11 protein-coding genes and 1 other RNA gene are annotated in these 14,161 nt (G+C 31.7%); 6 read left to right on the forward strand and 6 right to left on the reverse strand.

Annotation, left to right across the window (positions count from 1 at the left end; translation table 11 throughout):
- Positions 1-9 precede the first annotated feature (9 nt).
- Positions 10-3,039, reverse strand: coding sequence for a SusC/RagA family TonB-linked outer membrane protein (locus T410_RS13710; protein WP_035672761.1), 3,030 nt, complete (start codon positions 3,037-3,039; stop codon positions 10-12).
- A 295-nt stretch (positions 3,040-3,334) separates the two neighbouring features.
- Here T410_RS13710 and T410_RS13715 point away from each other — a divergent pair, with 295 nt between their 5' ends.
- Entirely contained in the window at positions 3,335-4,393 is a 1,059-nt protein-coding gene (locus tag T410_RS13715) for a sensor histidine kinase (protein WP_238567380.1), read from the forward strand.
- Here the strand turns inward: T410_RS13715 and T410_RS13720 are convergent.
- Positions 4,374-5,159, reverse strand: coding sequence for an IS982 family transposase (locus T410_RS13720; RefSeq protein ID WP_369793036.1), 786 nt, complete (start codon positions 5,157-5,159; stop codon positions 4,374-4,376). The genes T410_RS13715 and T410_RS13720 overlap by 20 nt on opposite strands.
- 205 nt (positions 5,160-5,364) lie before the next feature.
- Between T410_RS13720 and T410_RS13725 the strand changes: the two genes are divergently transcribed.
- Positions 5,365-6,066 (forward strand): LytTR family DNA-binding domain-containing protein, encoded by a 702-nt coding sequence (locus T410_RS13725; RefSeq protein WP_035672765.1) that lies wholly within the window; start codon positions 5,365-5,367, stop codon positions 6,064-6,066.
- 195 nt (positions 6,067-6,261) lie between these two features.
- Positions 6,262-7,731: an MFS transporter gene (locus T410_RS13730; RefSeq protein WP_035672767.1), complete on the forward strand. Its 1,470-nt coding sequence runs from the start codon at positions 6,262-6,264 to the stop codon at positions 7,729-7,731.
- Between the two features lie 116 nt (positions 7,732-7,847).
- Here the strand turns inward: T410_RS13730 and fsa are convergent, their stop codons facing one another.
- From fsa to ffs, 3 genes are all read right to left on the reverse strand, one after another.
- Positions 7,848-8,504: a fructose-6-phosphate aldolase gene (fsa, locus tag T410_RS13735; protein ID WP_035672771.1), complete on the reverse strand. Its 657-nt coding sequence runs from the start codon at positions 8,502-8,504 to the stop codon at positions 7,848-7,850.
- A 190-nt stretch (positions 8,505-8,694) separates the two neighbouring features.
- A complete protein-coding gene (locus tag T410_RS13740) occupies positions 8,695-9,498 on the reverse strand; it encodes an SDR family oxidoreductase (protein ID WP_035672774.1) in 804 nt (267 codons plus the stop codon).
- 98 nt (positions 9,499-9,596) lie between these two features.
- Positions 9,597-9,694: signal recognition particle sRNA small type (gene ffs / locus T410_RS16785), an RNA gene on the reverse strand.
- Positions 9,695-9,781: 87 nt separating this feature from the next.
- Here ffs and T410_RS13745 point away from each other — a divergent pair.
- A complete protein-coding gene (locus T410_RS13745; protein ID WP_035674588.1) occupies positions 9,782-10,831 on the forward strand; it encodes a glutaminyl-peptide cyclotransferase in 1,050 nt (349 codons plus the stop codon).
- Positions 10,832-10,839: 8 nt separating this feature from the next.
- A complete protein-coding gene (hutI, locus tag T410_RS13750) occupies positions 10,840-12,078 on the forward strand; it encodes an imidazolonepropionase (RefSeq protein ID WP_035672775.1) in 1,239 nt (412 codons plus the stop codon).
- A gap of 51 nt (positions 12,079-12,129) precedes the next feature.
- On the opposite strand, the gene T410_RS13755 is transcribed toward hutI, so the two are convergent.
- The gene (locus T410_RS13755; protein WP_035672777.1) at positions 12,130-13,014 is read right to left on the reverse strand and encodes a hypothetical protein; all 885 of its coding nucleotides are present in this window, start codon (positions 13,012-13,014) and stop codon (positions 12,130-12,132) included.
- Between the two features lie 104 nt (positions 13,015-13,118).
- Between T410_RS13755 and T410_RS13760 the strand changes: the two genes are divergently transcribed.
- Positions 13,119-14,150, forward strand: coding sequence for a formimidoylglutamase (locus T410_RS13760; RefSeq protein ID WP_035672779.1), 1,032 nt, complete (start codon positions 13,119-13,121; stop codon positions 14,148-14,150).
- Positions 14,151-14,161 lie beyond the last annotated feature (11 nt).

Consider the following 14,161-nt stretch of genomic DNA (forward strand, 5'->3'; position numbering starts at 1 on the left):
ATTTTTTGATTAGAAAGTTACGTTTAAATTAAGACCGATACTTCTTGTAGATGGCATTCCGTAAACATCAATACCTTGCAAACCTTCCCCTGTGCTTAATGAAATATTAGGATCAAATGGAGCATCTTTGTAAATAAAACCTAAATTTCTGGCAATTAATGACAAACTGGCTGTTTGCAAGAAAGGTAATCTTTTAGTATTAAAAGTGTACCCTATTGAAACTTCTCTTAAGCTTACATTGGTAGCACTATAAACATATTCTCCTGTTGCTCCTGCTCTACCTCCTGTTTGTTTGTAATAACTTTCTGCTGGATATTTTCCTACATAAGCAGAACCATCAGGATAAACTGCATTAATAGCAACTCCACCTGCATTTCTAGCATCTCCTGTAGCTTTTGAAACTCCAAATTCGTCATTTATAGCTTCAGTTAAACTCATTACGTTCCCACCAAATCTTCCGTCAATAAGTACATTTGCAAAGAAAGAACCTAATTTAAATGAGTTAGAAAAACCTAACATAAAGTCTGGATTAGAATTACCAACTTCTTCAAAACCTGTTTTTTGAATTGTTCCGTCAGCATTTAACAATACTCTGCCTTGAGCATCTCTTTTGATATTTACACCTTCGATAACACCATATGGTTTTCCTTGTTCTAAAACGTAACGGTAGTTATTCACTCCAGCTTCAGTCAAAATTACTTTTCCTCCTAATTCAGCTGGAATTTCTTTAACTGTATTTTTATTTTGAGAATAATTTACCGTTGCATCCCAAGAGAACTTATCGGTTTTAACAATTTTTCCGGTAACAACCGCTTCAAAACCTACGTTTTTAATACTACCTGCATTAATACCGTAGTATTTTACACCAAGCGGATTCGTTAGTGGAGCAAGAATTTGTAAATATTGATGTTTGGTTTCTGAATTATAATAAGACAATTCGAATCCAAGTCTGTTGTTAAACATTCTCCATTCTGTACCAATTTCAACTTCTGATTTCAATTCTGGACGCAATGAAGTTCCAGGTTTTGGAGCTGCAAGAGCAGGCTTATTACCTTCTGAAGTAAAACCATTAGTTGGAGAAGTAACAAAAGGAAAAATATCATTTCCTACTTGTGCATAAGTGGCACGAACTTTTCCATAATTAATAAAATCCGGCAAAGTTGTCATTTCGCTAATAATAGCAGTTACACCCACAGATGGATAAAAGAAACCTTTATTATTTGTATTTACTAATGTAGAAGACCAGTCGTTTCTTGCTGCAAGATCTAAAAACAACATGTCTTTATATCCAAAAGTAGTAGCTGCAAAAACAGATTGTACTTCTTTCGAAGAATCTAACGTTTGTAAATTTCCTGCATTGTTCACAAAATTACCCAATGTAAACCAGTTTGCAATTTGTAAACCTCCGCCAATACCCGAATCCAAAGTTGTTCTTTGATTTCCAATTGTATTGGTAATACTTGTTCCAACGTTAGCATTAAAACTAAAATCTTCATTGAATTTAGTATTAATTGTAGCAATTAAATCACCATAACGCTGTGTGCTTAAAGTATTCACGTTTATGTATCTTCCGTTTGTGTGAGATAAAGTACCTTGTGTAGTGGCATATATCTTTTTATCAAAACCACTTTCTACACGATTGTAACTGTATCTTGAAGCAACACTTAACCAGTTATTTACTTTGTAATCTAAAGCAATCGATCCGTTAAAAAATTGATTGGTATCTTCTGACTTATTTCTATTGATTCCCCAATATGGATTTTGAAGAATGTCTCTGTTAGTCATCCAGTTTTGAACCATCATATTTCTTGAAGGATCAAAAACTTCGAAGTTTTCTTTGTAGGCATTAAAATCATTCCCTCTTGGCATCAAATAAACTCCGGTCAAGGGATTAAAATACAGTCCGTTTACAGGTCTATTGATAACTTTTTGAGTAGTATAATTTGCATTAGCAGCAACATTCAATTTATCATTGAAAAATTTTGCGGTTTGACGAATCCCAAAATTATTTTTCTTTAAACCACTTCCCGGTATAATTCCAGATCCACTAGTATTAGCATAAGATAAAGTAGTAGATGATATTGCTGAAGCCGAAGAAAAAGCCAATGAAGTAATTTGTGTGTTTCCAGTATCAAAGAAATCTTTCACATGGTCATTAGAAGCTCCTTTTGCTCCCCAAGTTTCTTCACCTCCTGCTACAGCAACATATTCATTTTGAAATTTCGGCAAATATGCCGCCGACTCAAAAGTAGTTACTGACGAAGCTTTAAGATTTGATTTTCCTTCTTTTGCTTTATTCGAAGAAAGTAAAATTACTCCATTTGCACCTTGACTTCCATACAATACAGATGCAGCAGCTCCTTTAAGAACTGTCATCCCTTCGTAATCATCTGGATTAATAAGAGACACAACGTCTCCTCCATCACGGTTTCCACCTGCAGTATCTCCAAAAGCACTATTAGGTTGTCCTGAAGTTCCATTAAACAAAGGAATACCATCAATAACATAAAGGGGTTGGTTGTTACTCACGGAAGAATTCCCTCTAATAACCACTTTTGTAGAACCACCTGTACCACCAGCACTTTTTGTCACGGCAACACCCGCAATTTTACCCGCAATTGTATTAATGATATTAGCATCTTTAACACGAGTTAATTCTTCTCCCTTTAATTCTTGAGCAGAATACGTTAATGATTTTCTGGCTTTCTTGATACCAAGAGAAGTTACCACTACTTCAGTAAGCGCTGTAGAAGCAGCTTCTTTCAATTGTACTTTAATAGTACTATCGTCACCCACTAGAACTTTTTGGGTTTCTGAGCCAAGGTAGGAAACCACCAAGGTCTTTCCTTTTTGCACTTCAATAGAAAAATTACCGTCAAAATCGGTAACAGTTCCTTTTGATTCTCCTTGTACTGTAATAGATGCCCCAGGCAATGGTGAACCGACAGCATCGGTCACTGAACCTTTGACAGTTTTTACTTGTGCAAGCATAACTTGCGAAGTAAAAATAATCATAAAGATTAAGATAATTTGTTTCATTTTGAAAGGTTTTTGTTAGTTATGGGGTAAATTTATCTTTAAGGGTATTCTAAAAAAAATAATTTATACCAACTGTACTTTATTTTAAACCAACGACATAATTTTGTCAACAATACGTTTTTCAAGTACGCTTTTTATGTGTTTTTTTTACCTGTTTTCTATTTTTTGATATTTTTATTCAAAAAAAGGTGTTTTTCATTGTCAAATTGATTAAAGTTGTAGAAAATTCAAGAACCCCTATTTTAATGCATAAACCATTAAATTATTAAGTAAAAAAGTGCGTAAAAAAAAAGAAATGAAATTCGATATCAGCCTTCAAAACCATTTTGGGTTTTGGGGATTGTTTTTTTTAATGAACTTTCTTCGTTGGGGCGCTTATTTTAATGATTATGGCTATTCATTAAAATCAAATATTTTAGAATTTTCACTTCACATTCCATTAGTATATTTCAATCTATATTTCCTTATACCTCGCTATGTATTAACTTCAAAATATTTTAAATATAGTTTAGGATTACTTTTGAGTTTAATGATGGTTTATTTATTGAAAACTGAATTAACCTATTATATCATTTCTGAAGATATTTGGCCAGAAGCTAACAGAGAATACAAACCTTTTGAATTGAATCATATTGTAGCTGTATGTATTGGTGAAATTTATGTCCTTGCAATAGCATCTTCGGTATATTTAACTTTAATCTGGCTTAAGGAAAGGGAACGAAATAGAGCCATAAAAGAAAATCAATCTAAAATTGAATTGAAATATTTAAAAAATCAAATTCAGCCTCATTTCTTCTTTAATACTTTAAATAATTTGTATGCTCTATCACTTGAATCCTCTGATAAAGTTCCAGATGTGATTATAAAGCTTTCAAAATTGATGGAATATGTTCTCTACGATATTGAAGGAACTAAATTTGTTCCTTTGATAAATGAAATTAATTATATTCAGAATTATATTGAAATCGAAAAACTTCGTTTTGAAAACGTAGAAGTAGCCATAAATATAGATTCTAATATTGATGAAATTAAAGTTCCACCTTTACTTTTTATATCTCTGGTAGAAAATGCCTTTAAACATGGTGGCATAAATAATAGCAACCTTAAAATAAAAATTAACTGTAAAGTTATTAATGGAACTGTCTTGAGTTTTGAAATTCTGAATAATTTTGTACTTTCACAGCATACAAAAACAAAAAAAGGTATTGGTCTAATAAACACTAAGAAGCGGTTGAAATTAATTTTCAAAAACCATTACACTTTCAAACATAAAGTAAAGTTCAATTATTATATCATCTCTTTACAAATACCTATTTATAACCCGTTGGGTGCAATTAGATTATTTGTGTTTTAATATTGTTTATTGGTCTTTCAAAAATAAATTTATTAATGAATTGTACCAAAGTTAATGCTGTTATTTTAGCTAAAATTCTTGTTTTAAAACCTTGAAAAGATTTAGCATAATTTCGTCTAATCATAAATTGATCACACAATTGAGAGAATAATGTCTCTATTCTTTTTCTTGATTTTCTAAATATGTAGGGTTGTTTTTTATACCCAATTTGATTGATTCTCATTGGAGTTTCTAATTTTATATTTGCTGTTTCAAACAAATCTAATTGTAATGGTGAAGACAAATAACCTCTATCTCCAAGAAGCACACAATCAGACATTTGATATTTTAAATCTTTTAATAAATGTACATCGTGAACACTTGCTTTTGTAATATCTATTGATTGAAAAACCCCAGAAACAGTACAAACTCCGTGAAGTTTGTAACCATAAAACCAAGAGTTTTGTGATGCACAAAAACCTTTATCTGGCGCAGTCTGAAAATCACCCTTACAAATTTTAATCCTATTATGACGAGCCATTTTACAAATCTCAAGTGGCATACTATCAACAACAAAATAGTTCTCAAATTCTGTGAATTTTGAATATAAATGTTGTCTGATTTCTTCAGCAAAATGGAATAATTTTTTCCTTCTCTTATTATACTGACTTCGTTCAATTAGATTAGAAATTTGTCCATTTTGCAACTGATTAAAAAATGAATTTTCACTGTCAATAGACATAAATTCAGATGTTAAACTTAAAGCAACTACTTCTAAATCAGACATTTTAAACTTTCTTCCAGCTCGAATTTCTGTATTAAATGCAATATTCAAAGAACTTATAACTTCTAAAACTCTAAAATAATTTTTTACTATATTTGACATAGATATTGGTTGTTTGACGACTTCAAGATACTGAATTTCAGTATCTTGACCAATATCTAATCAATATTTTTTACTTCAAATAATTACACCCAACGGGTTATTTATAATGAAGATTAAATGTGTTTTAGTAGATGATGAACCATTAGCTATAAAAGTCCTTCAGAATTATTTTATCAATTTTTCGGATTTTGAAATTATTGGTACCTTTAGCAATGCACTGGAAGCACTGGAGTTTATCAATAACAATAGTGTAGATGCCGTATTTCTCGACATCAACATGCCTATGATGACAGGTTTTGAATTGATCCGATTAATAGAGTATAAAACTAAAACTGTAATCACCACAGCCTTTAGGGAATTTGCTGCCGAAAGCTACGAATTAGACGTTTTAGACTATTTAGTAAAGCCAATCCCATTACCCCGATTTATTAAATGCATCAATAGGATTTCAACAGAAATCAATTTAAAGAATACTATTAAAACGGAGATGCATCGAATCGAACCCCATATTTTTATCAAAGTAGATAAAAAAATGGTAAAAATAACAATAGATGAAATTCTGTTTATCGAAGGAATGAAAGAATACATAAAGGTTGTGACTATTGACAAAACCTATATTACACACAAGTCATTAACTTCATTATCCGAGGAGTTACCATTGGATCGATTTGTAAGAATCCATAAATCATACACTATTGCCATTGACAAAATAAAATCTATTGAGGGGAACCGAATCCAAATACTTTCTTACACTTTACCTATAGGACGAAATTACAGTAAAGATGTAAAAAGTAAAATTTTAGAATAAAAGTGATTTCAATATTTTATTTGAAATTGCAAAAAATCTAAAAAAAAAGCATCATTTTTTAATAAAACGTGATTATTCTATAATTTTAAGAATATTTATTCTAAATAATTTTTTTTTAATTTACTTAACAAATATATTTACTGTCTTACTGCAAAAAAAGAAATAATTAAACTAAAAAAAAACCAATTTACAACTATGAGTTCAGAAAATTTACAAACCAAATGGGGACAATTTATCTCATTAATAATCGTCTTCTTCTTTTGGGGTTTTGTTGGTTCTGCCAACGACATATTAATACCAGTATTTAAAAAAGTTTTTACTTTATCACAAGTTCAATCCCAATTAGTAGCTTGGGCATTTTACGTTGCTTACTTTGTAGGATCGATAATTTTCTTTCTGATATCTTTGAAAGTTGATGTTTTACAAAAATTTGGATATAAGAAAACTCTTTCTGCTGGTTTACTTCTTTCTGCTATTGGATCTTTTCTATTTATTCCTGCTGCAACAATGGAAAGTTTTCCATTCTTTTTAACAGCTTTATTTACTGTAGGTTTAGGTTTTTCAATCCAACAAATTGTAGCTAATCCTTTAGCCATTAAAATGGGAAGCCCATCAACTGGAGCACACCGTTTAACTCTAGCTGGAGGTGTAAATTCTTTTGGTACTACTATTGGTGCTATTTTATTAGGAATTGCTTTGTTTGGAATGGGTGACGATAAAAAAACTGCACTTTCACTTGAAGACATTAAATTACCATTCATTATTTTAGGTATTGCTTTTATTGTAGTAGCTATTTTTATGAACTTCTCTAAAATTGAAAACCCTGCAAAATTAGAAGAAGTAGAAATTAAACATGCACACGAAAAATTCAACATTTTAGACTATCCACAACTCTACTTAGGAATGTTAGCCATTTTTATTTATGTTGGAACTGAGGTAACTATAATTAGTAATTTACCCGCTTTATTAAAAACTTCCGAATTTGGCAGCATTTTAGAAGATGCCATTTCGCCTTTTATTGCATTATACTGGGGAAGTTTAATGATTGGTCGTTGGAATGGCGGTGTAAATGTTTTTAACACCTCAAAAATAGCCAACATCGCTCTTAAATTTATTGTTCCTGCTTTAGGATTTGGAGTTATTATTGGAGCTAATATATTTGCAGGTCACGATGTTTCTGCTTTTTATGTTTACCCAATTTGGATATTAATGTTTATTGCTGTTAGCTTTATAGGCGGGAAAAATGCAGGCAAAACATTAATGCTTTTTGGTCTTTCAGGATTATTGATGATGTTAATCGGATTGGTTTGTCCTGATACTGGAATTGCTAAATTCTTTCTAATTTCAGGTGGTTTATTCTTATCTATTATGTGGCCTTCTATATTTGATTTGGCTATTGCTGGGTTAGGAAAAAACACTGGTAAAGCATCTTCTTTTTTAATTATGATGATTCTTGGAGGTGGAGTAATTCCTCTGGTTCAAGGAAGTATTTGCGACATAGACATTACTAGTCCAAATGGAATATTTGGTATTTCATGGACTCATTTCTCTTATATTGTTCCCCTTCTTGGTTTTGCATATTTAGGATTTTATGGTTTTTATTGTCCTAAAATATTAAAAAGACAAGGTATTGCTCATATTGAAAGCGAAGGTGGAGGACACTAATTTTAATACAATATAATACCAAACCAAAAAACAAACCAAATAAAAAATCCCATTTCAGTTGAAATGGGATTTTTTTATTTAATTCACTGAGACTGAAAACAGCTATATAAAAACTTTTATTTATTTCCTTTCTCGAAATCAGCAACAAACTGTGCCAATCCAATATCAGTCAATGGGTGTTTCAACAAACCGTAAATAGCAGATAATGGTCCAGTCATAACATCAGCACCAATTTTAGCACAGTTTACAATGTGCATCGTGTGACGAACTGAAGCAGCAAGAATTTGAGTTTCGTAACCATAGTTATCATAAATCAATCTAATTTCTTCAATCAAAGCCAAACCGTCTGTAGATACATCATCCAAACGACCTATGAACGGAGAAACATAAGTAGCTCCCGCTTTTGCAGCCAATAAAGCCTGACCAGCCGAGAATACTAAAGTTACATTCGTTTTAATACCTTTATCCGAAAAGTATTTAGCAGCCATAACTCCTTCTTTAGTCATAGGCAATTTCACAACGATTTGATCGTGTAAATCAGCTAATTCTTCTCCTTCTTTAATCATTCCGTCATAATCCAAAGCATTAACTTCGGCACTTACATCGCCATCAACAAGATTACAAATATCAACGTAATGCTTCAAAATGCTATTTTTTCCTGTAATTCCTTCTTTTGCCATCAATGATGGATTAGTTGTAACACCATCCAAAACGCCTAATGCTTGTGCTTCCTTAATCTGAGCTAAATTAGCCGTGTCAATAAAAAACTTCATAATATATATATTTAATTGTGTGTTTTTATAATTTGGGCATGACCCTTTGTGAAAAACTTCGGGTCGGGCTTTTCGTTACAATCTTTCTAGTCCTGAACTTGTTTCAGGATCCTGAAACAAGTTCAGGACTAGAAAGGATTTTCACTGCAATCCCTCATGCAAGCGTAAAATCAATAAATTCGATGCAAAATTACAACTTATAATGGTTCATAAGCATTTTTTCATATACTTTATCCGGTAAAATTCTCTTCAAAACAATCGAAAATTTTTGCATAAAAACCCCCACTTTATAATGAATTTTAGGATTCGGAGTTTGGATAATTTTATACACTGCTTCTGCCATTTCATTTGGATTACTGCCGCTATCTACGTGTTCATCCATAGTTTTTAATGTATCTCCATACGGATTTTCATAAGCAGAACCTTTAATCACCGGAGCATGAAAACGTCCCGAAGCAATATTTGTTGCAAAATCACCTGGAGCCACATTCGTAATGTTAACACCAAAAGATTTTACTTCCATACGTAACCCTTCTGTAATAAGTTCCAAAGCTCCTTTTGAGGCCGAATAAACACTTCGATACGGCAAACCCATATAAGCAGCAATCGAAGTCACATTGATTATTAATCCTGATTTTTGCAAACGCATTTGTGGCAACACCGATTTCATAACTTCAATTGGACCAAAAAGATTAGTCTCAAAATTATTCTTAATTTCATGCATCGGAATTTCTTCCAACGGTCCAGTAATTCCGACACCTGCATTGTTAATAACAACATCCAGTCTTCCTGAAATAGCAATAACTTTGGCAACAGCCGCATGAATCGAATCCGTATCACGAACATCCAAAGCCACTAAAGGAAAAACCGAATTTAAAACTCGTTCCGGATTTCTGCTGGTTCCATAAACAACAAAACCTTTTTGATGTAAAAACTCGCCAATAGATTTTCCTATTCCCGAAGAACCTCCTGTTATTAGAACTACTTTATTCATGTTATTACTATTTATGATACGAAAGGTCCAAAAATAAAAAAATCTCCCCGAAGGAAGACTACTTATTTATCTGAATTTGTAAAAGAATATAAAATTAAAAATGGCAAGCGACCTACATCGCACCGCTCAACCACGTACCCTTGCTATGTTCCCATCCTGGGGGAGTCTGCAGGAGCTGGTCGTGTAGGACTTGCCGTGCAAATATACAAACTTTTTATATTTTTGCAAGTGCTTTGTACCTATAAAAATAACGTTGTATATTGGTACATCAAAAAATCAAACTATGAGAAATTATAACTTCCTATCTTTCATTTTATTAGGAATCACTTTAGCAAGTTGCAACGACACCAAAAAAGGTGAAAATACTTTATTTACCTTCGATATTTCTAAATTTAAGGAACAATATCAACCACAAGAGGCTATAGATTTAGGGATTTCAAACCTAAATTCGAAAGCAGTTGACAGCATTATCTATTACGTAAATGATAAAAAAATAGCTTCAAAAAAAGGACTTGAAAAGCTAAAATTTGAATTGAAGGACCAAAAATTAGGCTACCAAAACCTAAAAGCATTAGTTTATTTTGAGGGAGAAAACTCCGAAGCTACTGCAAGAGTAGAATTAGTTTCAAATGTGCAGCCAAAATTATTGAAATACAAAATAGTAAATACATTTCCGCACGACACAACCTCTTTCACTGAAGGTTTAGAGTTCTACAAAGACACTTTGTATGAAAGTACGGGATTAAAAGGCAATTCATACTTTAGAAAATACGACTATAAAACCGGAAAAGTTTTTAAACAAATTAATCTTGACGCAAAATATTTTGGGGAAGGAATCACTTTCTTGAACAATAAAATGTACCAATTGACTTGGCAAGAAAAAACAGGTTTCATATACAATGCATCTACATTAAAACTTGAAAAAACGTTTGCTTACGATAAAGATATTGAGGGATGGGGAATGACAAATGATGGTACTTATATCTATCAAACAGATAAAACGGAAAAAATTTGGAAAATGGATCCAAACACCCAAAAAATGATAGATTATGTCAATGTGTATTCTGGAGAGTCAAAAATTCCAAGCATAAACGAATTGGAATGGATTAATGGGAAAATTTACACAAATGTTTGGCAAAAAGATGCAATCGCGGTAGTAAATCCGTTAAATGGAGCTGTTGAAGGTATTTTAGACCTATCAGGTTTGAGGAAATTTGTAAAAAATAAAACAGCTGAAGTATTGAATGGTATCGCATATAATCCAAAAACCAAAACCATTTTTGTTACTGGTAAGAACTGGGATAAAATATTTGAAATAACCGTTTCAGAATAATTTCGTAAATGACAACAGTACTTATCAATATTAAGGAATTGCTACAAATAAGAGAAACAGCTGTCGCTAAAGTTTCTGGTGCTGAAATGGCTATTCTTCCAACTATCAAAAATGCCTTTTTAGTAATTGAAAATAACTTAATTACTGATTTTGGCTCTATGGATAATTTTCCTAAAATACAACCTGATAAAACTATAGATGCAACAGGAAAAATGGTTTTACCTTCTTGGTGTGACAGTCATACGCATATAGTATATTCAGGAAATAGAGAACAGGAATTTGTTGATAGAATAAATGGGTTGACATATGAAGAAATTGCCAATCGTGGTGGCGGAATCTTAAATTCGGCAAAAAAACTGAACGAATCCACTGAAGAAGAAATTTACAATCAATCAAAAGTAAGGCTGGAAGAAATCATGCGTTTAGGTACTGGTGCAGTCGAAATCAAATCAGGATACGGATTGACACTTGACGGAGAGCTAAAAATGCTTCGTGTTATTCAACGTTTAGCACAAAACTATCCAATAACCATAAAAGCCACTTTTCTGGGGGCCCATGCATTCCCGTTAGAATACTTGTCAAACCATAAAGGCTATATAGATTTAATCATTAATAAAATGCTTCCTGAAATTGCTAAAAATAAATTGGCTGATTATATCGATGCATTTTGTGAAACTGGATATTTTACAGTTGAAGAAACAGAACAAATCATGGAAGCTGGAATTAAATTTGGTTTAAAACCAAAAATTCACGTTAATCAGTTCAATTCCATAGGAGGAGTTGAGGCAGGAATAAAATACAACGCCCTTTCTGTAGATCATCTTGAAGTTATGACAACTGCAGATATTAATGCTTTAAAAAACACTGAAACAATGCCGGTTGCTTTACCCTCCTGTTCTTATTTCTTGAGCATTCCTTACACGCCTGCACGAGAAATGATTGCAGCCGGACTTCCATTAGCCCTTGCAACAGACTACAATCCAGGTTCTACTCCATCTGGAAATATGAATTTTGTGGTGGCTACTGCTTGTATCAAAATGAAAATGACTCCTGAAGAAGCCATAAATGCAGCCACAATTAATGGTGCTTATGCAATGGGAATTTCAGAAACCCATGGAAGTATAACTATCGGTAAAAAAGCTAACCTTATCATTACGAAACCTATTCCCTCCTACTATCAATTACCCTATGCTTTTGGTAGCAATCTCATCGATACTGTACTTATAGAAGGTGAAATTTTATTATAAAAAAAGAGGAACAAATGTTCCTCTTTTTTTATAATTTAATGCTTGAAAATATTATTTCAAAGTAAAACTTGTTTTAGATACTAATTCGCCTTTATCAAAAACATTTACAACATAATTTCCTTTTTCGAAATTTTTACCTTTTAAATCCTGTGAAACATTAACTGTTTTATTTTCATATTTAACATTTGTTGCAAAACTATATGTTAAAGTATTATCTCCAAAAGTTTCTGATTTTTTATCTCCTACAACATTATTTTTACTGTCAATTACTTGAACATAGTATGTTTTATCTCCTGATTGAGCAATTTGATTCTCAGCAATTGTAAAACTAACTCTAAGTGCATCAGCTCTGCTTGCTTTATCCGTTTCTATTTGTTTACCTGAACTTCTCAATTTGAAAGCAGACCCTTTAGTGTTTAATACAGTTAATTTAGAACCTTTTTCAACAACTTTTGCTAGCTCTTCATTTTGTCCTGTTAATGTTTCAACATTTTTCTTAGTTTCACCTAAAACTACTACAGTACTATCACGTTGTGTAGTTAAAGTAGTATTTTGTTTTTTCAAACCTTCATTCTCAGCCATTAAAACTTTCATATTCCCTTGTAAAGCTAGGAATTGTGATTTATACTTTGATAAAGATGCTACGTCACCTTTTGATTTACTTAAATCATTCATTAAGTTAACGACTTTATCTCTTTCTTGAATTAATTCATCAGACATTGATGTATTTTCTGCAATTGCAGCATCATAAGTAGATTTTAATTCTTGTAAATTTTTCATAACTGATTCTTTTTCAGTTAATGTAGTTTTCAATTCTGTTTTTACGATTTCAGTATCAGAAGTCATTTTAAAAATATACACTAAACTTCCCACTAGTAAAACGGCTAAAACTGCTATAACTGCTTTTAGGCCTGAACTGCTTTTTTGATTTTCCATATTCAATTTAATTTAATTTAACTTTTACAAATTTAACAATATATAACCACGTTATAACGTAAGTTAGCACAATTATATTATTTTTGGGAAAAATATTTTTTTTAATGGAAAAAATCATCCCGTTTACAGTTAATGATCTAGCAAAAATTACTAATCACAGAAGTGGCGAAATAAAATTTGGAGAAAAAATGTTAACCGTTCCAAAAGGAACGAATCCTATTACATTTTTAAAATCCTGCGAAGCTAAATATGTACTGTTTGGAATACCCGAAGATATTGGCATAAGAGCAAATTTTGGAAGGCCAGGCGCTGCTTCGGCTTGGGATAGCGCAATAAAAAGTATTGCTAACATTCAGCACAATCGTTTTTGTAAAGGAAGTCAATTGGCTGTTCTAGGGCAATTAAACGTTACTGAGGAAATGAAAGAGGTAGAACATTTAGATTTTAATGATATTGATGATCGTTCTAAATTAAGCCAATTAGTAGAAAAAATTGATAAAGATGTTTCTCATATTATTTTCAATATAGTAAAATTAGGAAAAATTCCTATAGTTATTGGTGGCGGACACAATAATGCCTATGGAAATATAAAAGGATCAGCTTTAGCAAAAGGCAAACCAATAAATGCCATAAATTTTGATGCGCATTCTGATTTTAGAATTTTGGAAGGACGCCACAGTGGTAATGGTTTTTCATATGCTTTTGAAGAAGGATTTTTAAAAAAATATTTCATTTTTGGCTTACACGAAAATTATACGTCTAAAAATGTTTTAGACATAATAAAAAAAATAGAGGATCGTGTACGCTATAATACCTATGATAGCGTAAACATTCGAAAAGAAAAAGACTTTAATCAAGAAATGACTCAAGCTTTAGAATTTATAAATGATGATTTTTATGGCGTTGAAATCGATTTGGATTCAATTCCAAATATTGCTTGCAGTGCTATGACTTTAAGTGGTTTTTCAGTAGAACAGCTTCGTCAATTTATTTCATTTTTCGCAAAAAATAAAAATGCTACTTATTTACATATTTGCGAAGGTGCCCCAGATTTAGGAGAAGAAAAAAACAATCACTTAATAGGTAAACTTATAGGGTATCTTGTAACTGATTTTATTAAATCCAATAATCAATAGTATAATTTATT

The sequence above is a fragment of the Flavobacterium sp. 83 genome, assembly GCF_000744835.1.
In the GTDB taxonomy this organism is placed as follows: domain Bacteria; phylum Bacteroidota; class Bacteroidia; order Flavobacteriales; family Flavobacteriaceae; genus Flavobacterium.